The sequence below is a fragment of the Neptunicoccus sediminis genome (genome assembly GCF_001719615.1).
Classification (GTDB): Bacteria; Pseudomonadota; Alphaproteobacteria; order Rhodobacterales; family Rhodobacteraceae; genus Amylibacter; species Amylibacter sediminis.
In genome coordinates, this window is record NZ_MDVX01000012.1 from 99681 (window position 1) to 122100 (window position 22420).

A 22420-nucleotide genomic window follows, 5' to 3' on the forward strand; every position below is an offset into this window, starting at 1 on the left:
GCTTTCACACTTCCTTTGACGCACCCTAACACGGGTTGCGCGTTTTGCTTACCCCAAGCTGACGCTTGCCGCGGATTCGGGCAGTTCTTCGTCGAAACAACGCTGGTAGAACTCGGCCACGGTCTGGCGCTCCAGCTCGTCGCATTTGTTCAGGAAGGTCAGGCGGAAGGCAAAGCCGATATCCTTGAAGATGCGGGCGTTTTCAGCCCAAGCGATCACGGTACGGGGCGACATCACGGTAGAAATATCGCCGTTCATGAACGCAGTACGCGACAGGTCGGCAACAGTCACCATCTGGGCGATGTCCTTGCGGCCTTTTTCCGTGTTCCAATGGGGGTTCTTGGACAGAACGATGGCGGCTTCCGCGTCATGGGACAGGTAGTTCAGCGTTGCCACCAGCGACCAGCGGTCCATCTGGCCCTGGTTGATCTGCTGGGTGCCGTGATAAAGTCCGGTGGTATCCCCAAGGCCAACCGTGTTGGCTGTCGCAAACAGGCGGAAAGCAGGGTTCGGCGTGATGATTTCATTCTGGTCCAGCAAGGTCAGTTTGCCGTCGGTTTCCAGAACACGCTGGATCACGAACATAACGTCTGCACGGCCCGCATCATATTCGTCAAACACGATCGCAACAGGGTTGCGCAGCGCCCAAGGCAAAATGCCTTCGTGGAATTCCGTGACCTGTTTGCCGTCCTTCAGCTTGATCGCGTCCTTACCGATCAGGTCAATCCGCGAGATATGGCTGTCGAGGTTCACCCGCACAGCCGGCCAGTTCAGACGGGCGGCAACCTGTTCGATGTGGGTGGATTTACCGGTGCCGTGATAGCCCTGGATCATCACGCGGCGGTTGTATTGAAACCCTGCCAGAATAGCCAGCGTGGTGTCAGGGTCGAATTTATAAGTGCTGTCCGTTTCTGGAACGCGGTCGGTGCGATCGGCAAAGCCTCTGACGGTCATGTCACTATCGAGCCCGAAAACCTCCCGTACAGAAATTTCCTCGGTTGGTTTTGCGTTCATATCCAGAAAATTATCGGCCATGTATATCGTCCTGCGTCATCGAAAGAAGAGCCCAAAGAAAGGGTGATCCCTGCTTAGTGGAATATATTCAAACAGGGCGCAAGGGGTGCGGCGTATTTTGCCCCGCGCAAACCCGCCTGACATAGCGTAGATCAGTGCTGACAGCGTGTGGAACCGGACAGAAGAAGGGGTGGATTTTCTACGCACTATTATGAAAAAGATTTCTAAATCGAATAGGGAAATGTAAAAGAATTATAAAAGTTAATTAAATCTATCGCGTTGGGATCAGCATTGATGATCGCTAAACTCATTTCGTTTCTAAAGTTTTTTATTATTATCCTGCCAGCCTTACTGACCTTGTTTCTCGTCTTGCGGGCAATTTACGATGCGAATGTCTCTGATTACCGATACGCATTCGCGCTCCTGGTGATATTTGCCGTCAGCCTGCTGGCACGCCCTCCGTTCGAACCGGATGAAGCCCGTCGGCGCAAACGCTGGGGAAGATTGCTGGTGATCCTGTTGCCTGTGCTTGCACTGGTGCCTGCCACCTTTGTGGTTCTGATCTTTGGCAAGATGGACATGGCAGCTTTCGTATTCCATCTGGTCTTCGGGATGGACGGCACTCCCACAGCAAACTTCGTGCCTTACGGGTTTACCGTGCTGGTCTACTGGTCTGTTTTTCTGGCCAGCCTGTTTCGCGCCCAATACTGGCTGGAAAGGGTGCCCCTGAGCACGGTTGCGATTGCGCTGATGTTGCTGGCGGTCAATCCCGTTGTCTGGGATCTGGCCACCCAGTCGCTGGCTGATACCTACAGGCAACGCCCCTCTTTCGTTGCGGATTTCAAAGACCCAGAAATCAAAGAAGATGCAGCTAGACCCAACCTTGTGATCATCTACCTTGAGGGTCTGGAACGCAGTTACAACACCCTGCCACCTGCCATGGCCGAAGCTTATGCGCCGCTGGACGCGCTTGCGCGGGAAGGGATCAATCTTACCGGCGTTGACCAGTTGCACGGCACCGCATGGAGCCTTGCCGGAACCGTGGCGAGCCGTTGTGGTGTGCCGGTCCTGCCCAACGGTCTGATTTCGGCGCGGGATTACGGCGATGTTAAACTAATAGCGCCGAACCTGACCTGTCTCGACGACATCCTGCACGCCAAAGGCTATGACGTCAGCTATATTTCGACCACCCGCATCATAGGCAACAAGATGGGGTTTTACGGCTTTGACAATTACCTCACGACCCACGGCACCGAGCAGATATACGATCTGGGAAATATTGAATACGAAATGACCGCTGATGTGGCCAAGAGCTTTGCCAACGACTGGGGGTTGCGGGATGCCCATGCTTTTGCAAAAGCCGAAAAGCTGATCACCGCCGCTTTGGACGCGGACAAACCCTTTGCCGTCACGGTTGCCACGATGGACACCCACGGGCCGGTGGCCCTGATGTCGGAGAGTTGTACCGGCGGGACGTATAAATTCAAATCGCACAATATGATTGACGCCGTCCATTGCACTGCGCGGCTGACGAGCGCCTTTGTTGAAAAGGTCCGCGACCTGACCAAAGGCACCGACACACGCATCGCAATCCTGAGCGACCACCTTGCCCATCACAACAATCTCTACAACTTGCTGGAGAAAGCGCCACGGCGGAACACGGCGATCCTTCTTGACGGGCCTCAGGCGCCGCAAGTGATCGACAGTCATGCAGCAATGTTTGACATATTTCCGACCCTGCTGCATTGGCTTGGCTGGCTGGAGGGGACGCGGGCCGGTATCGGGGTGTCATTGCTGAGCGATGACCCGACATTGGTACAGACCCACGGCGTAGACGAGGTGAACGCACGGTTGAAGGTGGATCTGGACCTCTCCCGCGTGATCTGGAACATGGATGCGGAAACGGAATGAAACAAAAGAAACGGGCGGATTTCGAACTTGGCGGGGTTGCGGTCGCAGCGGGCAGCCGCCGGACTATCGACATTCCGGTCAGCGTGCTGGCGGATCATACGCCGGTGTCGCTCTCGGCCCATGTGATCCACGGCGCCAAAGACGGGCCGACCGTCTTTGCCAGTGCGGGGGTCCACGGGGACGAGGTGATCGGGGTCGAGATCCTGCGCCGTTTGTTGCAGTTTGAAGGGCTGAACCGTCTGCGGGGCACGCTGATCGTCGTGCCTATTGTGAACACCTACGGGTTCCTGATGCGCTCGCGCTATTTGCCGGACCGACGGGATCTGAACCGCTCTTTTCCGGGGACAAGCAAAGGCTCGCTGGCGTCGCGGCTGGCGCATATCTTTCTGGAGGATCTGGTGTCGCGCTGTGATCTGGGGATTGATCTGCATTCCGCCGCGATACATCGCACCAACCTGCCACAAATCCGTGTGTCCAAAGGATCGGAGCGGTTGATGGAGCTGGCACAGGTCTTTGGCCCGCCGGTCATTCTGACCTCTGGTCTGCGTGAGGGCAGCTTGCGACAGGCCGCACAGGAAAAAGGCGTTGAGGTTCTGCTCTATGAGGCGGGGGAGGGGCTGCGGTTTGACGAGATGGCGGTGCGGGCCGGTGTTGCCGGTATCCTGCGGGTGTTGCGCCATCTGGACATGGTGGCAGCCAAAGGCATCGCCAAACCGAAAGAGCAGCCGATATTCTGCGCTGGCAGCAGTTGGGTCCGCGCACCTGCGGGGGGGTTGATCCGTATCTTCAAAGGCGACGGGGATGTGGTTGAAGAGGGCGAAACCCTTGCCGTGGTGTCCGATCCCTTCGGGGAGGCCGAAGCCGAACTGCGCGCCCCGATGAGCGGGGTAATTATCGGGCGGGCCGTCCTGCCGGTGGTGAATGAAGGCGACGCGATTTTCCACATCGCCAGTGTCAGTTCCACGCAAGACACAGAAGACACCGTCGAAGGCTTGGCCCAGCAGTTGGAACTGGACCCGCTGTTTGACGAGGACGAGATAATCTGAAGCAGGATCATCTGAAACGGTGAACGGGGGCTGTCTGCCCCCATGCCTGACGGCATTCCCCCGAGGATAGTTTCCCCAAAAAGAGCCTGCGCGCGCAGGGGTTATTTGAAGACCTTGCTGACCTTGATCTGGTCCCAGGCCCAGACCACCTGTTGCAGACGGTCCTCGTCGGCGCGATTGCCGCCGTTCAGATCGGGGTGCAGTTCCTTGATCAGCTTTTTGTATTGCTTGCGCAATTCCGCCTTGGTCCAGTTGTCCCGTGCTTCAAGAATGTCCACAGCCTTACGCTCTGCGGGGGGCAGGCGACGGGTTCCGGCGGCAGGGTCGGCTTTGCCCGGATTTCGGGTGGCATTCTGGCCGAGCACTTCATGCGGGTCTTCGATGCCAAGCCGCGCCCAAGCCTTTTGCTCTACCGAGGGGCGGGCGCTTTCCCCTTTTTTGCCAAAGGGTTTCGTGTCCCGTTCCCAGACACGGTCCGCAGCGAATTGTTTGTCCATTTCCTCTTCGGAGTGGTTCTCAAAGAAGTTCCACTTGGAATTGAACTCGCGGATGTGGGTCAGGCAGAACCAGTAGAATTCTTCCAGATTGTCGGGATGTTTGGGCGCACGGTATTTGCCCGGCTCGCCGCATCCGGCATGTTCGCACTGGCGCGAGGAGGTCTCAAACGCGCCGGACATGCCACGCCGTCCCTTGGCACGGCGTTTTTTGTCTGCAGAGACGGAAATATCGAAGTTAAACGGCGAACGTTCGGCCATGTGTGTCTTCCTTTAGCAATGCGTTCCTGTCCGGCCCGAAACTATCGGGCGACCGCTGGTCCGGATCCGGGTGCTGGCATAATTGACGCAATCGGCGTAAAGAGCTCTCGACTCGGACAGGGGACTTTAGCCTATTGTGCCAGAGCGCCAAGAGGCATTTTAGGGTTGAGAGTAAAAATATGACGATGAAACAGCGGATGGAACAGAAATTGCAGGCGGAATTTGCGCCGCAACTTCTTGAGATTATTGACGAAAGCGAACAGCATCGCGGACATGGCGGCTATCGCGAAGGGGGCGAGACACATTTTCGTATAGTGATGCGTTCTGACAGGCTCGTCGGGATGAGCCGCGTTGCCCGCCAGCGGGCGGTTATGGCCTGCGTCAAGGCAGAGCTGGAAGAGCGGGTTCACGCGCTGGCGCTGGATGTCAGCGCACCGGCACCGGCGGCGGAACAGGGCGAACAGGCAGGTTAAAACGAAAAGGCGCAGAGATCGTCTAACGGTCGATCTCTTTGTCCTTGTCGGTGGGTTCTGCAAACGGGCTTTCGTCTTTCTTGCCCCGGATCGGCGGATCTTTGGGGCGACGGTCTTCCTTGCCTTCGCCCCAGCCTTTGGACAGGCGCGGCTCGCCCTCTGCGTCTTTCGGTTTCGCAGGGGCGCGATTATCCGCATCGTTTCGTGCTACGGGCGCCGGGGGTGTCACGGGGGCAGGCGGGGCTGCCACTTCGGGATCGGTGTCATCTTTGGGCGCGGCAGGGACGACAGCCGCAACCGGCGCGGTTTCAGCGGCCAGCGCGCGGCGGAACACCAGAATGGTCTGATAGGTCTCAATACGCGATTTCAGCAATCCGGGTTTTTCTTCCACCGGCATGCTGTCAGAGCGCAGATATTCCCAGCCCTCTTTCGCCAGATCATTGATCGTATCGGTCAGTACAGCCGCAAACCGGCCTGCCGTGGTTTTGACACCCTTGACCTTTTTGGGGCGGTTGGGGGCCGGAACGGCTTTGTATTCGTAGCGTTGCATGGGCTGGCATCCTTCGTCGTAGCGACTTGGGTTTTGCCTGATTGATGCGCACAGGGCAAGTGCCTTCCTGTGCGCCAATCTCCGGTTGGCCAAAGCGTGCCTACTTGCGTTTGATCCCGATAGAGCGGTTCAACCGCGCTGGCGTGCCAAGGGCGCTATGGGCCTTCAGGATCTCTCCCATGCGGGTCTGGATGTGTTCGGGCATCGGGGCAACGCGGGGGCCGGACATGTCCACATGCAGGGTCATTGCCTCGGCGGTGGCCGCCAGCCAGCCGTCTGCATGGTAGAGTTCCTGATAGGTGTGAAAGCGTTTCTCGTCATAATCGACCAGTTGCGTGGTCACATAAACGCTGTCCCCTTCGTGCAATTCACGCACATAGCAGATGTGAAATTCCGCTACATAGGTGGTGTGGCCGTGATCGCGGGCATAATCCGGACCAAAGCCGATCTGTTCATAGGCTTCATCCACCGAAGTATCAAACAGTACGCTGTAATAAGCCATGTTGAGGTGGCCGTTAAAGTCGATCCATTCAGGCAGGACTGTTTTTGGGGAGGCGCGGAAAGGGGTTTGCATGGGATGTCTCTTGGTCATTGGAATTGCGCGCAGACTAGCGGGGGCGGGGTACGGCCCGCAAGGGGTTTGGCCAAGTGGCGCAGCGTGCCTATTTTCCGTTTGACCTAAAGTTTGGTTGAGGTCGTAGAGTCAGATTCGCATTAAGAGAGAGGATCTATGCCCATGACACTGCTACAGAAACCAGCCATTCGCGGAATTTACGAAACCCATCTTCCAGTGCGAAATCTGGAACACTCCGTCGCATTTTACCGCGATACCATCGGGCTGGAACTGGCCCACCGGAATACCGAGAGGAACATTGCGTTTTTCTGGGTAGGGGAAAAGGAACGCGGCATGCTCGGACTGTGGGGCGTGGGGAGCGCGCCGCTTGGCATGGTGTTACATTTCGCGTTTCAGGTAGACCGCGATACGATCAAAACCAGCTATGATTTTCTGCAAAAAACGGGGCTAGCGCCGCTCGGTCTTGACGGGGAGCCGGTGCAAGAGCCGGTTGTGATCGGCTGGATGCCGGCGGTTTCGATTTATTTCAAAGACCCTGACGGGCATTCGATCGAGATGATCCATATTCTGGATGAACCCTCCCGACCGGATTTTGGCGTGCAACCGCTGTCTGCGTGGCTGGCGGAGAATTAACCCGCTAGTTTCTTTGCGATGATCTCGTTTACGGCTTTCGGGTTGGCCTTGCCGCCCGTGGCTTTCATCACCTGACCGACAAACCAGCCTGCAAGTTTGGGGTTCTCTTTGGCTTTTTCCACCTGCGCAGGGTTGGCGGCCATGATCTCGTCTACGGCGGACTCAATCGCGCCGGTGTCCGTGACCTGTTTCATGCCGCGCTCTTCCACGATCTGTGCAGGGTCGCCGCCCTCGGTATAGACGATTTCAAACAGGTCTTTGGCAATCTTACCGGAAATATCGCCCTTGGTGATCAATTTGATGATCCCGCCCAACTGGTCCGGAGAAACAGGGCTGGTAGAGATGTCCTTGTCGTCCTTTTTCAGACGGCCGAACAGCTCGTTGATCACCCAGTTTGCCGCCAGCTTGCCGTCATTGCCTTCGGCCACTTTTTCAAAGAAGTCGGCGTTTTCCACATCGGCCGTCAGCACCGATGCATCATATTCGGACAGACCGAAATCCGCCATAAAACGCGCACGTTTGGCATCCGGCAGTTCGGGCAGGCCCGCCTTGATGTCATCCACCCACTCCTGTTCAATCTCAAGGGGCAGCAGGTCAGGGCAAGGGAAGTAGCGGTAGTCGTGGGCTTCTTCCTTGGAACGCATGGAACGGGTTTCGTTCTTATCCGCGTCATAAAGGCGGGTTTCCTGATCAATCGTACCGCCGTCTTCCAGAATAGCGATCTGGCGGCGGGCTTCGTAATCAATGGCCAGCTGCATGAACCGCATGGAGTTCATGTTCTTGATTTCACAGCGGGTGCCAAGCACGCTGAAGTCCATTGTTTCCGCGAATTTTTCATAGTCACCGGGGCGGCAGACCGAAACGTTCACATCTGCACGCATGTTACCGTTTTGCATATTGCCGTCACAGGTGCCGAGATACCGCAGGATCTGGCGCAGTTTGGTCACATAGGCGGCGGCTTCTTCGGGGCCGCGAATATCAGGGCGCGAGACGATTTCCATCAGGGCCACGCCGGTGCGGTTCAGGTCCACGAAAGACATGTTCGGGTCCATGTCATGCACGGATTTCCCTGCATCCTGTTCAAGGTGGATGCGCTCGATCCGTACCAGACGGCCCACGCCCGGTTCCATATCCACCAGCACTTCGCCTTCGCCCACAATCGGGTGGTACAACTGGCTGATCTGGTAGCCTTGTGGCAGGTCGGGGTAGAAATAGTTCTTGCGGTCAAAGGCGGAAAACAGGTTGATGTCCGCATTGATGCCAAGGCCGGTGCGCACGGCCTGTTCCACGCAGAATTCGTTGATTACAGGCAACATGCCGGGCATGGCCGCATCCACGAAAGACACGTTCGAATTCGGCTCTGCCCCGAATTCGGTCGACGCGCCGGAAAACAGCTTGGCGTTTGACGCTACCTGCGCGTGGATTTCCATGCCGATCACAAGTTCCCAATCGCCGGTGGCACCGGAAATGACTTTGGGTTTCGGGGCGGTATAGGTCAGATCGAGCATGTGCAGGGCCTTTGCGCAGCGTTGTGGAATACGGACTGCGTTCTAGGCCCATGTGAGGCGTAGTGCAAGCCGCTTGGCATATCGGGATTGGCGAAACCGTCAGTTCAGGATTTTACCGACGATTTCTGCCGTATCTTTGGACAGATCGGGCAAATCCGCGATCCGCTGCAACTGCGCCTGCATCAACTGCTGGCGGCTGGTGTCATAGCGGCGCCATGTTTCAAACCCGCCGCACATCCGCGCGGTGGTTTGCGGGTTTACAGGGTCCAGTTTGATCAGCCAGTCGGCAAAGAATTCGTAGCCTGCGCCGTCCTTGCGGTGGAAACCTGCGGGGTTCATCATGGCAAATCCCGCGATCAGGCTGCGATAGCGGTTCGGGTTCTTCCAGTCGAAATCCTTATGCTGCGTCAGGGCGCGGGCCACATTGACCGCTTTGTCCGCAGGGGCGCTGGCCACCTGTACTGTAAACCATTTGTCGATCACCAGACGATCCGCCTGCCATTGTTCGTAGAACGCCTGCACCTCTGCGTCGCCCTCACCGTGGCGGATCAACGTTGACAGCGCCGAGAGTTGCTCTGTCATGTTGTCCGCAGCCGCAAACTGGGCTTTGGCAGTGGCGCAATCGTCTTCAAGGTGACTGATCAGGGACAGAACGGCCCCGCGCAGGGATCGCTTGCCTGCGGCTTCGGCGTCGGGAGTATACGGACCGGGGGTGGCAAGATCGCGGTAAAGCCCTTGAAGATCACCCGAAAGTTCAGTCGCCACCGCTTTGGCCAGCGTTTGCCGCGCTGCATAGATCGCATCGGGATCAGGGGCGGTGCCTTGTTCAAAGATGGCCTGTGCCAATGCGTCTTCGGAAGGCAGAGACAAAACCAGCGCGCGGAACGCAGGGTCGAGTGTTTCGTTCACAGCAACAGCCCGCATCGCCTTGGGGAAGGCGGGGTCCACATCCGCACCGTTCAGGATCATATCCTGCAACAGCGCCAGTGTATAATCGCGGCCCGCTTCCCACTTGTTGAAGGGATCGCTGTCATGGGTCAGCAGAAAGGCCCGTTCCGCATTGGTGATCTGGCGTTCCAGTACCACAGGCGCCGAAAAGCCGCGCAGCAGGGACAGGGTGGGTTTGTCCACCAGCCCGTTGATCTCGAACGATTTCAGCGCCTCGTCCAACACCAGCAGCTGTTCCGGCGCGGCCTCCGATCCATCCGCTGCGAGGAACCCTGTGCGGATTGGCACCACCTGGGGTTTCTTATCGGTCTGACCCGGTGTGTCAGGGTTGGTTTGCGTGAAAGTCAGGGTCAGCGTGTCGCCGGAAAAATCCTCGGTCACGGTGATGCGCGGCGTGCCTGCTTGGGAATACCACAGCGCGAATTGGGACAGGTCGGTGTTGCAGGCGTCCTCAAACACTTTGATCCAGTCTTCAATGGTGCAGGCCTGCCCGTCATGGCGTTCAAAATACAGGTCCAGCGCTTTGCGGTAATTGTCTGCGCCCACCAAAGTACGCAGCATGCCGATCACCTCAGCCCCTTTTTCATAAACGGTCGCGGTATAGAAGTTGTTGATTTCGATATATTCTTCAGGGCGCACCGGATGGGCGAGCGGGCCAGCATCTTCGCGGAACTGGCGTGCGCGCAGTTGCAGCACGTTTTCGATCCGGTTCACCGCATGGGACCGGGCATCGCCGCTGAACTGCTGGTCGCGGAACACCGTCAGACCTTCTTTCAGACAAAGCTGGAACCAATCGCGGCAGGTGATGCGATTGCCGGTCCAGTTGTGGAAATACTCATGCGCAATGATGCCCTCAATCAGTTCGTAATCGCGGTCGGTTGCGGTTTCAGGGCTGGCCAGAACATATTTGGAATTAAAGATGTTCAACCCTTTGTTTTCCATCGCGCCCATATTGAAATCGTCAACCGCGACGATCATGAACAGGTTAAGATCATACTCACGCCCGTATTCTGTTTCATCCCAGCGCATCGACCGTTTCAGCGCGTCCATCGCATAAGCGCATTTGTCTTCATCGCCGGGGCGGACAAAGATTTGCAGGTCCACTTCGCGCCCGTTCATCGTTGTGAAATGATCGTCGTAGGACACCAGATCACCGGCCACCAGCGCGAACAGATAGGCGGGTTTGGGCCACGGGTCATGCCATTTGCCATTGCCCAGATTGTTGCCGTTGGACAGAAGGACCGGCACATCGCCTTCGATTTCCACCGTAAAGACGGCCATCACATCGGGGCGGTCCAGATAGTAGGTGATCTTGCGAAAGCCCTCGGCCTCGCATTGGGTGCAATACATGCCGTTCGACATGTATAGCCCGTTGAGCGAAGTATTGGCCTGCGGGTTGGTTTGCACCTCGGCTTCCCAGATAAAACCGTCCTGCGGCACCAGATCGCCCGGAATCGTCAGCCCCTCGGCGTCGATCAGGATTTCATCGTCCTTCAGGGGGGTGCCGTTGATGCTGGCGCTGATCAGCTTCAGGTCCTGCCCGTGCAGGCGCAGGTCATGGGGACCATCAGTGCGCTCTGTGTTGCCTTTGAATGCAATTCTGGAACGGACCCGCGTTTGCGTCGGGTGCAGTTTGAAATGCAGATCAACGGTTTCAATCCAGAATTCCGGTTGTTTGTAATCGGACAGACGGATGGTCGGCGGGGTCGTGGTGGGGCGCATGGATAATCTCCTGAGTTGTGTGCAAACTGCATGGGAACAGCAGGCAGGTTCAAGAGCGTTTTTTGCGGTGCGGTGGCGGCACGCGAAAAAACGCGGTTTTGCCCCTGACATGCGCCAAAACTGTGCCAAGTCAATTTGACTCGCCACGCGCTCTGGCTTAGGAAAACCGTTGACACTTTAAGGGGTATACCATGGTACGCAAAGACAGACACGGGTTGCAGGTAGATGCAGAACTGGCGGATTTCATCGAAAGCCGTGCCCTGCCGGATACAGGCGTTTCTGCGGACCGGTTCTGGAGCGGTTTGTCCGCGCTGGTCCACAACCTTGGCCCGAAAAACCGCGCGTTGCTGGAAAAGCGTAAAGAGATCAAAGCGCAGATCGACGGCTGGCATATAGAACGGCGTGGTCTGGATCATGATCCCGCTGAATATAAGGCTTTTCTGCAGGAAATCGGCTATCTGGTGCTAAAGGGTCCGGATTTTCAGATCGAGACCACCAACGTAGACCCAGAAATTGCAGCTGTGCCCGGACCGCAACTTGTGGTGCCGATCATGAATGCCCGCTATGCGCTGAACGCGGCAAACGCCCGTTGGGGCAGCCTTTACGATGCGCTTTACGGCACGGACGCTATGGGCAGCACGGCGCCAAAGGGCGGCTATTCTGCGGATCGTGGAGCACGGGTTATCGCATGGGCGAAATCCTACCTTGATGAGACTTTCCCGCTGGCCAGCGGCTCCCACGCGGATGTCGCGCAGTATAGCGTTACGGACGGGGCATTGCAGGCGGATGGTGTGGCGCTGGCCAAGCCGTCACAATTCGCAGGCTACCGTGGCGATGCGGCAAACCCGAGCGCGGTTCTGCTGCAAACCAACGGGCTGCACGCGGAACTGACCATCGACCGCGACCACCAGATCGGCAGCGTGGACAAGGCAGGTGTGGCCGACATCCTGCTGGAATCTGCCATGTCGTCGATCATGGACTGCGAAGATTCCGTGGCCGCTGTGGATGCCGAAGACAAGGTTCTGGCCTATTCTAACTGGCTGGGTCTGATGAAGGGCGATCTGTCAGAAAGCGTGACCAAAGGGGATAAGACATTCACCCGCGCGCTTAATCCCGACCGTGAATACACAGCACCGAACGGCAGCACGCTGACCCTCAAGGGTCGTGCGCTGATGCTGGTGCGCAATGTGGGCCATCTGATGACCAACCCGGCCATTCTGGACCGCGACGGTTTGGAAGTGGGCGAGGGGATCATGGACGCCATGTGCACCACGCTTTGCGCCATGCACGACTTGCAGCGCGAGGGCGGCAACTCGGTCAAAGGTTCCGTCTATGTGGTGAAGCCCAAGATGCACGGCCCCGAAGAAGTGGCCTTTGCGGATGAAATCTTTACCCGCGTAGAACAGGCGCTGGGCCTGCCGCAATACACGGTGAAGCTTGGCATCATGGATGAAGAGCGCCGCACTACGGTGAACCTTGGCGAATGTATCCGCGCTGCCAAGAACCGTGTCGCCTTTATCAACACCGGCTTTCTGGACCGCACCGGCGATGAAATCCACACCTCGATGGAGGCCGGACCTTTCCTGCGCAAGGATGACATCAAGGGCGAGCCGTGGATCGCGGCCTATGAGGATCACAACGTTGATGTGGGTCTGGCCTGCGGTTTGCAGGGTAAGGCGCAGATCGGCAAGGGCATGTGGGCCATGCCCGACCAGATGGCCGATATGCTGGCCGCCAAGATTGCCCATCCGCAGGCAGGTGCAAATTGTGCGTGGGTGCCAAGCCCGACCGCGGCGACCCTGCATGCCATGCACTATCACAAGGTAGATGTGCTGGAGCGGCAGAAGGAAATTGCCGCAGGCGGGGCGCGGGCCTCGGTGGACACGATCCTGCAAATTCCGGTGGCGCGGGGGCAGAACTGGTCCGATGCGGAAATCACCCGCGAAGTTGAAAACAACGCGCAAGGTATTCTGGGTTATGTGGTGCGCTGGATTGATCAGGGCGTGGGCTGTTCCAAAGTGCCCGACATCAACAATGTGGGCCTGATGGAAGACCGCGCCACCTGCCGGATTTCCAGCCAGCACATCGCCAACTGGTTGTATCACGGTGTGGTGGATCGGGATCAGGTGATGGAGGTCATGCGCCGCATGGCCCTGGTCGTGGATGAACAGAACGCCGGTGATCCGACCTATGATCCGATGGGACCGGATTTCAACGGCTTGGCATTTCAGGCGGCCTGTGATTTGGTCTTCCGCGGAACCGTGCAACCCTCGGGCTATACCGAACCGATCCTGCACGCACGGCGTCTGGAGTTGAAAGGAACCCGTTAAATGGCTGGTTTGAATCTGGCGAAATGCCGCAAGATTGTTCGTGCGGCTTTTGCAAAAGGCAAGGAGATGGGGCTGCAACCCCTCTCGGTGGTGGTGCTGGATCAGGGCGGCAACGTGCTGGCCTTTGAACGGCAGGACGGTGCCTCGGTGGGGCGGTTTCAAATCGCTGATGGCAAGGCGAATGCCGCGCTGATGCTGGGCAAGCCGAGCAGTTACGCGATGGAGCGGGCGGCGAGCCAGCCCTTTGCCGCAGATGCGCTGAACGGTGTGTACGGCGGGCGGTTTGTGCCTCTGACCGGCGGTGTGCTGGTCAAGGACAAGAAGGGCACCATCATGGGGGCGGTTGGCGTCACCGGAGATACATCGGAAAACGACGCGCTGTGTGCGGTTGCAGGGATCGAGGCGGCGACGTTTTTTGCGGAAGCCTGATCGTTCAATCCTGCGGCCGGACGCCCGAGTATTTATGGAACATTGAAGCCCGTTCCGTAATGTCCTTGTGGCGATCAGGGCGCAGGGCTTGCAATCTGCCGGCGCTTCGGACTAATCCTTTTGCATGCGAAAACAAATGAGAGTGACATGGTGCGCCCAGTAGTCGGAATAAGTGGCAACGCCCATATGATCAACGACGAGTATGCGGTGCAGGCCTGCGGTTTGCATAACCTCTATGCCGTCTCTGAAGTCTGTGAGGCCACCGCGCTTGTGGTGCCGGCCCTGCCGGATCTGAACCGGATTGACGATCTGTGCGAGATCTTCGACGGGTTTGTCTTTACCGGCGCGCGGCCCAACATCCACCCCGAGGAATATGGCGAGGATGCAACCCCCGCCCACGGTGATTTTGACCGGGACCGGGACCGTCTGACATTGCCCCTGATCCGTGCCTGTGTGGAACGGGGCGTGCCGGTTCTGGGCATCTGTCGCGGGTTTCAGGAATTCAACGTGGCGTTTGGCGGCACGCTCTACCCCGAAATCCGCGATCTGCCCGGACGGATGAACCACCGGATGCCGCCGGACGGGACGATTGAGGAAAAATTTGCCCACCGCCACGACATCTCCCTGACCAAAGGCGGGGTGTTTGAAAGCATCTTTGGCAGCGATGTGGTGCTGACCAATTCCCTGCACGGGCAGGGGATCAAGGAAGCGGGTGAACGGGTTGTGGTGGAAGGTCATGCACCGGACGGCACGCCTGAAGCGATCCGCATCGAAGGCGCGCCCGGTTTTGCGCTGGCTGTGCAGTGGCACCCCGAATGGAACGCGGCCAATGATCCGGTCTCGCGCCCCTTGTTTGAAGCCTTCGGTCAGGCCATGCGGGATTGCGCGGCGCAGCGTCGGGCCGCCTGACCCCTTGGGGTGTCTGTGAGCGATCGTATCGTAGTCATGGGGGTGTCCGGTTGCGGCAAATCCACGATCGGTGCTGCGCTTGCCAAACGGCTTGGCGGGGTGTTTCAGGACGGGGATGATTACCATCCGGCTGCCAACATCCGTAAAATGTCCCGCGGCGAACCGCTGAGCGACGTGGATCGCTGGCCCTGGCTTGACCGTGTCGGTCAGCGCCTAAGCGGGGCGGAGCGCGGGTGTCTTGTGATGGCATGTTCCGCGCTGAAACTTGCCTATCGCGACAGGTTGCGCCAACAGGCAGGGCGGGACGTGGTGTTCGTTCTGCTTGAGGGGACCAGAGACTGCATCGCTGAGCGGATGCAGACGCGCAGCGGGCATTTCATGCCACCGCATCTGCTGCAAAGCCAGTTCGCGGCGCTGGAGCCGTTTGCCCCGCAGGAAAACGCTTTGACTGTTGGAATTGCCAGTGACGTAGAGGGGATCGTGGATCGGATTTGTCAGGGGCTGGAGCGGCTCTGACAGCGGGTCGGTCCGCCCCCGCAAGGCAGGGGCGGTGGCCGGTCAAGCGTCCGCTTTGACCGTCTGTTTCTGGGTGCCAAGCCCTGTGATGTTCAGCTCCATCACATCACCGTCCTTCAGGAACGTTGGTGGCTTCATCCCAAGCCCCACGCCCGGAGGCGTGCCAGTTGCGATCACATCGCCCGGATGCAACGTGAAAAGATGGGAGAGATGTTCGATAATCTCGGCCACGGTGAAGATCATCGTGCCGGTATTGCCGGTCTGCATCCGCTTGCCGTTCACATCAAGCGTCATATCGAGCGCTTGGGGATCGGGGATTTCATCCCGTGTCACCAGCCAAGGACCCGTTGGCCCGAAGGTGTCGCAGGATTTGCCCTTGGTCCAGTTGCCCGACAGATGCTTTTGGAAATGCCGCTCGGACACATCATTGACGATGCAATAACCCGCTACATGCTCCAGCGCGTTTTCCTTGCTGACATATTTCGCCGTCTTGCCGATCACAACGCCCAGTTCGACTTCCCAATCGGTTTTGGTTGATCCGCGCGGCATCACCACTGTGTCGTTCGGGCCGACAATGGCGGAGTTCGCTTTCATGAACAGGATCGGGTGTTCGGGAATGCTGGCACCGGTTTCTGCGGCGTGATCGGAGTAGTTCAGCCCGATGCACATGAACTTGCCGATATTGCCCACGCAAGGCCCGATGCGCGGTGATCCTTCAACCGCTGGCAGGCTGGCGGGGTCAAGCGCTGCCAGTTTCGCCAGCGCGTCGTCAGACAACTGCGACCCGTCCAGATCGGGGATATGTTCCGACAGGTCCCGCAGCGTGCCGCTTTCGTCCATCAGTGCGGGTTTCTCGGCACCCGGGGCGCCGTATCGGAGAAGTTTCATGGGGTCTTCCTTGTTCCAGCTTAGATGAACGGCCCGACCTTTGCGCGGGAGGAACCGTCCGTTTATGGGCGCAGTTTCACCCGTCCGGCAGCAAACCACAAGGGTCGGCTACGCGAAGTTTTATCCCGCAGCACAGGGCAGGGATTTTGAAGAAACCTTTGCAAATGGCTTGTTCCCGACGGGCAAGTTTGTATGACTTAAGGTTGTAGAAGGTATTGGAGTCCGTCACATGCTGATCCCCTTTCGTTCCGGCGGGAAACCCCGTGTTATCAAACTGTTCAATGGGGTGCGCCGATGATCCGCTTCCTGCATTCTTCCGACCTGCATCTGGGCAAACCCTTTGGCCGCTTCCCCGAAGAGGTTCGGGGCCGATTGCGCGAGGCGCGCAATGATGTGATCAGCCGGCTTGCCCGCACCGCGCGGGAGGGCGGCGCAGAGGTGATCCTGCTGGCAGGGGACACGTTTGACGCGGAAACGCCCACGCCTTCGCTGGTGCGCCAGACGCTGAACGCCATCGCACAGGACACCGGGTTGCGCTGGGTGATGATGCCGGGCAATCACGATTCCCTCGCGGCGAGCGAGCTGTGGCGGGTCATTTCAAACGACAAGCCGGATAACCTGACGGTGGTGCTGGACAGCAAGCCGGTTTCTCTCGGGTCGGGGGCGGTTCTGCTGCCCGCGCCCTGTACGGCGCGCAACCCCGGGCGTGATCTGACCGAGGCAATGGATCAGGCCACACCGGAAGGCGCATTGCGCATCGGACTGGGTCATGGCGGGATTACGGATTTTGGCGGTGGCGGCGAAAAGACCATCTCCGAAGACGGTTCGGCGGCGATTATTCCACCCGATCGGGCCGAACGCTCCGGTCTGGCCTATCTTGCGCTTGGGGACTGGCACGGGCAGATCGAAGTCGGCAAACGCACATGGTTTTCCGGCACACCGGAGCGGGATAGTTTCAAGCATAAAATGCATGCGAGCGCCAATCTGGTGACAGTGCAGGGCGGCAATGCGGTGCCGGACGTAAAAACCGTTCCGACCGGCGTGATCCAGTGGCTTGACCTTGGGCTGGAGCTGATGCCGGACGGGGATTGTGTCGGGCAGTTCCATCAGGGGCTGCCGGACGTGTCCCAGCGCCGCGATGTGTTGACCCGTTTGCGCGCGGAAGGGCGGATCGGTCTGGCGGAAAAGACCGCACTAGTGCAGGCAGTGGCGCAGGTCGCACCGGATTTTCTGTGGTTTGATGCGGATCTGGACCGGCTGCGGCTGACCCATGACACCTCTGATCTGGACAGTGTGGATACGGCGGGGGCGTTGCGGATGGCGGCACAAAGTCTGGCGGAACGGTCGGATGATGCCAACCTGTCGGCCGAGGACCGCGAAGTTGCGGAAAACGCCCTGTCGATGTTGTTCACTTTCGCATCGGAGTCCCCATGAAACTGCGTTCCCTAAGCCTGACAAATGTGCGTAAATTCGGCGGCAGGACAGCTTCTCTGCGCGATATTGGCGATGGTGTCACGGTAATCTCCGAAGCCAATGAATTCGGCAAATCCACTTTCTTCGACGCGCTCCACGCGTTGTTTTTCGCCAAATACAGCAGCATGGGGAAGGATGTGAAATCCCTGCAACCCCATTCCGGCGGCGCGGTGAAGATTAGCGCAGAGATCGAAATCCAAAGCGGACGTTTTGTCATTGAAAAGTCGTTTCTGGCGCAAAAGCGGGCGAGCGTCAGCAAGGCGGGCGGTCCGCTGGTGGCACAGGACGACGAGGCTGAAAGCTGGATCGCGGCGCTGATGGACAACGGGCTGGATGGTCCGGCGGGGCTGCTTTGGGTAAAGCAGGGCACAACGGGTCTGGAACCTGTTGGCACGGTTGGGGCGGATAAAACAGAAAAGGAACGTCTGCTCGGGGCGCGGCGGGATCTGTTGTCTTCGGTTGCAGGGGAGATCGATAAGGTAACAGGCGGGCGGCGCATGGATCGTGTGCTGGCGCGGTGTCAGGAGGAATTGTCAAAACTGGCCATTGCAAGCGGTAAGGCCAAAAAGAACGGGCCTTGGGGGCAGATTCAGGCTGAAATTGCAGAGCTGGAGGCGCGGGAGGCAGAGCTTTCAGCCCTGAAGAAGGAGCTTTCAGAAAACCTTGCAGGGCGGAAAACCTGCGAGGCCGAGCTGTCGCGCATGAACGAGCCTGAGGCGTGGAAACAGCGCAGGGATGCGCTGGCCATTGCAGAGACGCGGTTCAAAGAGGCAGAGTCCCATGCGGAGAAATCCAGACAGGCGGCGAAAGATCTCGATCTGAAAACCCTCCAGTCCGAGGCGGCGCACACCAGACTGAATAATCTGTTGCAGGCGGCGGCAAAGCTGGAACAGGTCCGTCAGGAGGATACGACCCTTCAGTCGGAATTAGCGGCGGCCCGTCAGACCTTGGCAGAGGCCGGTACGCAGGAACAACAGGCTGCGGCCCGACTGACACAGGCGCAAGCGGCGGTTAAATCCTTGCGCGAACAGGAAAAAGCCGCGCAGCAGGCGGCGCAGTCCCGTCAGGCACGGGATCAGGTTAAGCAACTGTCAGAACGGCTCGAAAAGGCCGAAACCCAGCAACGCGCCTTGGAAGATGCAACGGCGCAGCTGGACGGTATCACCATAACGCCGGCTCTGATGCAGGCGGTAACAAAGGCGCAAAACCGTCTGCATCAGGCCAAGGCGCGGGCAGAGGCCCAGTCCGTCACCGTCACACTGCGCTACGATGGCGCGGCACGGGTGTCTTTGGACGGGACGGACGTGAGCGCCGGTGAAGCATTGGCGATTTCCTCCCGTCAGAGCTTTGATCTGCCGGGCATCGGGGCGCTGGTGGTGGATCCCGGCCAACGGGAAGACGGGGATCGGGCAGCAGAGGAATTAAAACAGGCGCTGGCCGGTTTTGAGTCGGCATTAGCTCAGGCAAAGGTCGGTTCGGTAGAGCAGGCCCACGCGGACCTTGCTGCGCGGCAGGAGGCTGCACAGCGCAAGGAACTGGCGGAAGGGGTGATCGCATCGCTGGTGCCTGAAGGACTGGACGCGCTGCGCGGATCACTTGCCAAGGCGCGGCTGGCAGCGGATGCGGTTCCGGCAACGGAGGCACCCGTGCAGGACCCCGATGCACTGGCTGCGGCGCTGGAAACGGGCGAGGCCGAAGAACGGGACGCCCGCGCCGGTTCCGAACGCTGCCGCGAGGTGCTGTCCCACGCAAGAGAGTCCGAAGGCGTGCTGCGGGAAAAGCGCGACCGCGCCGCCGCTGCATTGCTTGAGGCCAAAGCCGCCTACGGCGATGCGGACAGTTTTGAGGACCGCAAAGCCACCGCCGCGCGGCAGGCCAGCATCGCAGAAACCGCTGTAAAAGACGCAAGCGCAGCCCTTTTGGCACTGCAACAGAATGCGCCGGATCTGGACACGGCAACGGCGGATCTTAAGCGTGCGAAAACCGTGGTAGAGCAGGCAGAGAAACGGATCGGCGCATTGAAGGACCAGCTTGTCGGATATAACGCCCGTATTCAGGCCCGCGCCGAGGACGGTGTCGAAGAAGAACTGGCCGAAGTGCAAGGCAAGCTGGAAACCGCCCGCACGCGGGAGGCCCGATACAGACGCGAGGTGGCCTCGCTGAACCTGCTGGTGTCAGAACTTGAAGGCCGCCGGACGCAGGCGCGGGATGTGTATTTTGAGCCGGTTCAAAAGGAATTGCAGCCGCTCCTATCGATCCTGCACGACGATGCCGCCCTTGAATTTGACAGCAGCCGCCTGTTGCCAAACGGGTTGGAGCGGGCCGGCCAGCACGAAGAACTCGACGCGCTCAGCGGTGGTACACAGGAACAGATCGCCATCCTGACACGGTTGGCCTTTGCCCGTCTGTTTGCGCGGCAGGGCTATCCGATGCCGATCATTCTGGATGATGCGCTGGTGTATTCCGATGACGACCGGATCGTAAAAATGTTCACCGCATTGCACCGCGTTGCCACCGATTTACAGGTAATCGTCTTCTCCTGTCGCCAGATGGCGTTTGCCCAACTCGGCGGGGAACAACCCGAACTGGTGATCGAGCATCCGGCCTGACCCTGTGGCGGATCAGGCCGCCACGGTTACAGATCCTTGACCAGACGCAGCGCGTCATAAATCGCCGCATGGGTGTTGCGCGCCGAGACCGCATCGCCAATGCGAAACAGTTGAAAGCTGCCCTGTTCGTTGCGCTTCACAGACTGCGGCCTGCCCGCAATCAGCGCGTCATGATCCACCGCCCCGCCATTGCTGCTAAGAGGTTTGAGGTCATGGTAGAGATCATCAAGGGGCAGGGTGCCATAGTTCACCACCACCTGATCGTAGTCCTTTGTTTCGGTGTAATCGCTGTAATCCGTACCGATGGTGGCGCGCAGTTTGTTGCCCTCCCGCGCAACCCCAAGCAGGCGGCGGGTGACGGTAAAGGCAACATCCTTATCCTGTAAGGAGCGCATGTAAGGCACAAGGTTCATCGCCATCACCTCGGGCGAAAAGGTGCGGTCCGGCGTCATGATTTCCACGCTTGAACCGGCAACTGCTGCGATTTCCGCGGCTTGCAGGGCAGGGTGGTCGCCGCTTTCGTCATAGATCAGGATATTTTGCGCCGGTTTTACATCCCCTGCGATCATGTCCCAAGCCGAGACCACATGTTCGGCCTCGGTGCCGGTTTCAAAAAGTTCAAGATTGGGCATCCCGCCGGTTGCCACGATGACCACATCAGGGTTCAACGCAGTTACATCTGCGGGTTCGGCCCATGTGTTAAAGTGAAAGGTAACGTCCCGCGCGGCACATTGGGACATGCGCCAGTCGATGATAGACATCATTTCGCGGCGGCGCGGATTCTGTGCGGTCAGGCGGATTTGGCCCCCCGGATCGGGCTGTGCCTCAAACACAGTGACATCATGCCCGCGCTCTGCTGCGACCCGTGCCGCCTCCAGCCCGGCAGGACCGGCGCCGATGATCACAACCTTGCGCCGCGTGTCGGCGGGGGGAATGTCATGGGGCATGGTCAGCTCCCGTCCCGTGGCCGCGTTATGGATGCACAGGGCATCCCCCGCCTGATAAATCCGGTCAAGACAATAGGTTGCACCGACGCAGGGGCGGATGTCGTCTTCGCGCCCTTCAATGATCTTGCGCACCACATGGGGGTCCGCCATATGGGCGCGGGTCATGCCGACCATATCCAGAAGCCCCGCGTCAATGGCGTGGCGGGCGGTGGCCACATCGGGAATTCTGGCGGCGTGAAAGGTGGGCATGCCTGTGCGTTTTTTCACCTCTCCGGCGAAATCCAGATGGGGCGCGCTGGCCATGCCCTGCACCGGAATAACATCCGTCATAGCCGGATCGGTGTGAATACGCCCGCGAATGACGTTCAAAAAGTCGAGCTGCCCCGTTTGCGCCAGTTTTTCCGAGATCACCAGCCCTTCTTCGGCGCTGATCCCGCCCTTTTGCGCCTCGTCAGCGGTATAGCGGAAACCGATGATGAACTCTTCACCGACACGTTTGCGCACGGCAGCCAAAACGTCCATCGGGAACCGCATCCGGTTTTCCAGCGTATCCGCCCCGTAAGGCCCGACCAGATCATTGGTCAGGGGCGACCAGAACTGGTCCAGCAGATGGCCGTAAACCTGAAGCTCGATCCCGTCCATGCCGCCCGCTTTCATCCGTTCGGCCGCATCGGCAAAATCATTGATGATGCGCTCTATGTCCCAGTCTTCGATCAATTTGGGGAAGGCGCGATGCGCGGGTTCACGGTGTTTGGAAGAGGAAACCGAGGGCAGCCAATCCCCCTTGTTCCAAGCGGTGCGTCGCCCCAGATGGGTCAACTGGATCATGACTGCGCAGTCGTGCTCGTGGCATCCATCGCTAAGCTGTTGAATATAGGGAACAACCTCGTCCTTATAGGCGAGGATGTTGTTAAAGACCGGCGGGCTGTCCCGCGAAACAGCGGCGGAGCCTGCAGTCATGGCCAGTGCGACACCTGCTTTGGCCCGCTCTGCGTGATAGGCGACGTACCGCGCCTTTGGCATGCCGTCCTCGGGGTAGGCGGGTTCGTGACTGGTGGTCATGATCCGGTTGCGCAGGGTCAGATGTTTCAACTGATAGGGCTGGAGCAGGGGGTCTTTGGTCATGGAAGGCTCGCGCTAGTAGGTCTTGACAGTATCCGGCCAGAGCACGTCAGATTGCCCTAT

At 58.8% G+C, this 22420-nt stretch carries 18 protein-coding genes; 10 read left to right on the forward strand and 8 right to left on the reverse strand.

The genetic code is table 11. The features are described 5' to 3' along the window. Nucleotides 1–48 precede the first annotated feature (48 nt). A complete protein-coding gene (cobS, locus tag BFV97_RS12955) occupies nucleotides 49–1035 on the reverse strand; it encodes a cobaltochelatase subunit CobS (RefSeq protein WP_069300809.1) in 987 nt (328 codons plus the stop codon). 273 nt (nucleotides 1036–1308) lie between these two features. On the opposite strand from cobS, the gene BFV97_RS12960 reads away from it, so the two are divergent. Together BFV97_RS12960 and BFV97_RS12965 are read left to right on the forward strand one after the other, a co-directional pair. Continuing rightward, a complete protein-coding gene (locus BFV97_RS12960) occupies nucleotides 1309–2925 on the forward strand; it encodes a sulfatase-like hydrolase/transferase (protein ID WP_069300810.1) in 1617 nt (538 codons plus the stop codon). Next, nucleotides 2922–3971, forward strand: coding sequence for a succinylglutamate desuccinylase/aspartoacylase family protein (locus tag BFV97_RS12965; RefSeq protein ID WP_069300811.1), 1050 nt, complete (start codon nucleotides 2922–2924; stop codon nucleotides 3969–3971). The genes BFV97_RS12960 and BFV97_RS12965 overlap by 4 nt, the downstream gene beginning before the upstream one ends. 101 nt (nucleotides 3972–4072) lie before the next feature. On the opposite strand, the gene BFV97_RS12970 is transcribed toward BFV97_RS12965, so the two are convergent. After that, nucleotides 4073–4726: a J domain-containing protein gene (locus tag BFV97_RS12970; RefSeq protein ID WP_069300812.1), complete on the reverse strand. Its 654-nt coding sequence runs from the start codon at nucleotides 4724–4726 to the stop codon at nucleotides 4073–4075. Between the two features lie 179 nt (nucleotides 4727–4905). Here BFV97_RS12970 and BFV97_RS12975 point away from each other — a divergent pair, with 179 nt between their 5' ends. Then, nucleotides 4906–5199 (forward strand): BolA family protein, encoded by a 294-nt coding sequence (locus BFV97_RS12975; RefSeq protein WP_069300813.1) that lies wholly within the window; start codon nucleotides 4906–4908, stop codon nucleotides 5197–5199. A 22-nt stretch (nucleotides 5200–5221) separates the two neighbouring features. Here the strand turns inward: BFV97_RS12975 and BFV97_RS12980 are convergent, their stop codons facing one another. Further along, complete coding sequence (locus BFV97_RS12980; protein ID WP_069300814.1) at nucleotides 5222–5749, reverse strand: hypothetical protein; 528 nt, start codon at nucleotides 5747–5749, stop codon at nucleotides 5222–5224. A 100-nt stretch (nucleotides 5750–5849) separates the two neighbouring features. Continuing rightward, nucleotides 5850–6323, reverse strand: coding sequence for a thioesterase family protein (locus tag BFV97_RS12985; RefSeq protein WP_069300815.1), 474 nt, complete (start codon nucleotides 6321–6323; stop codon nucleotides 5850–5852). 162 nt (nucleotides 6324–6485) lie between these two features. Here BFV97_RS12985 and BFV97_RS12990 point away from each other — a divergent pair, with 162 nt between their 5' ends. Further along, nucleotides 6486–6956 (forward strand): VOC family protein, encoded by a 471-nt coding sequence (locus tag BFV97_RS12990; RefSeq protein WP_069300816.1) that lies wholly within the window; start codon nucleotides 6486–6488, stop codon nucleotides 6954–6956. Here the strand turns inward: BFV97_RS12990 and gatB are convergent. Next, nucleotides 6953–8464, reverse strand: coding sequence for an Asp-tRNA(Asn)/Glu-tRNA(Gln) amidotransferase subunit GatB (gene gatB, locus BFV97_RS12995; RefSeq protein WP_069300817.1), 1512 nt, complete (start codon nucleotides 8462–8464; stop codon nucleotides 6953–6955). The two genes, BFV97_RS12990 and gatB, sit on opposite strands and share 4 nt — an antisense overlap. Before the next feature lie 99 nt (nucleotides 8465–8563). Then, nucleotides 8564–11134 (reverse strand): aminopeptidase N, encoded by a 2571-nt coding sequence (gene pepN / locus BFV97_RS13000; RefSeq protein WP_069300818.1) that lies wholly within the window; start codon nucleotides 11132–11134, stop codon nucleotides 8564–8566. Between the two features lie 191 nt (nucleotides 11135–11325). Here pepN and BFV97_RS13005 point away from each other — a divergent pair, with 191 nt between their 5' ends. The 4 genes from BFV97_RS13005 to BFV97_RS13020 all read left to right on the forward strand — a co-directional run bounded on the left by BFV97_RS13005 (nucleotide 11326) and on the right by BFV97_RS13020 (nucleotide 15318). Next, nucleotides 11326–13464 carry a malate synthase G gene (locus BFV97_RS13005; RefSeq protein WP_069300819.1) on the forward strand — a complete coding sequence of 713 codons (2139 nt, stop codon included), beginning with the start codon at nucleotides 11326–11328 and terminating at the stop codon, nucleotides 13462–13464. Then, a complete protein-coding gene (locus BFV97_RS13010) occupies nucleotides 13465–13893 on the forward strand; it encodes a GlcG/HbpS family heme-binding protein (protein ID WP_069300820.1) in 429 nt (142 codons plus the stop codon). 147 nt (nucleotides 13894–14040) lie between these two features. Further along, nucleotides 14041–14802, forward strand: a complete 762-nt coding sequence (locus BFV97_RS13015; RefSeq protein ID WP_069300821.1) for a gamma-glutamyl-gamma-aminobutyrate hydrolase family protein — start codon at nucleotides 14041–14043, stop codon at nucleotides 14800–14802. A gap of 15 nt (nucleotides 14803–14817) precedes the next feature. Continuing rightward, the gene (locus BFV97_RS13020; protein ID WP_245667746.1) at nucleotides 14818–15318 is read left to right on the forward strand and encodes a gluconokinase; all 501 of its coding nucleotides are present in this window, start codon (nucleotides 14818–14820) and stop codon (nucleotides 15316–15318) included. A gap of 42 nt (nucleotides 15319–15360) precedes the next feature. On the opposite strand, the gene BFV97_RS13025 is transcribed toward BFV97_RS13020, so the two are convergent. After that, nucleotides 15361–16206 carry a fumarylacetoacetate hydrolase family protein gene (locus tag BFV97_RS13025; protein ID WP_069300823.1) on the reverse strand — a complete coding sequence of 282 codons (846 nt, stop codon included), beginning with the start codon at nucleotides 16204–16206 and terminating at the stop codon, nucleotides 15361–15363. Nucleotides 16207–16500: 294 nt separating this feature from the next. On the opposite strand from BFV97_RS13025, the gene BFV97_RS13030 reads away from it, so the two are divergent. Both BFV97_RS13030 and BFV97_RS13035 read left to right on the forward strand, forming a co-directional pair. After that, entirely contained in the window at nucleotides 16501–17640 is a 1140-nt protein-coding gene (locus BFV97_RS13030) for a metallophosphoesterase family protein (RefSeq protein WP_069300824.1), read from the forward strand. Beyond that, nucleotides 17637–20288 carry an AAA family ATPase gene (locus BFV97_RS13035; protein WP_069300825.1) on the forward strand — a complete coding sequence of 884 codons (2652 nt, stop codon included), beginning with the start codon at nucleotides 17637–17639 and terminating at the stop codon, nucleotides 20286–20288. Before BFV97_RS13030 ends, BFV97_RS13035 begins: the two co-directional genes overlap by 4 nt. Nucleotides 20289–20314: 26 nt before the next feature. Here BFV97_RS13035 and BFV97_RS13040 read toward each other — a convergent pair whose 3' ends face one another. Next, nucleotides 20315–22360 (reverse strand): NADH:flavin oxidoreductase, encoded by a 2046-nt coding sequence (locus BFV97_RS13040; protein WP_069300826.1) that lies wholly within the window; start codon nucleotides 22358–22360, stop codon nucleotides 20315–20317. Nucleotides 22361–22420: the final 60 nt, after the last annotated feature.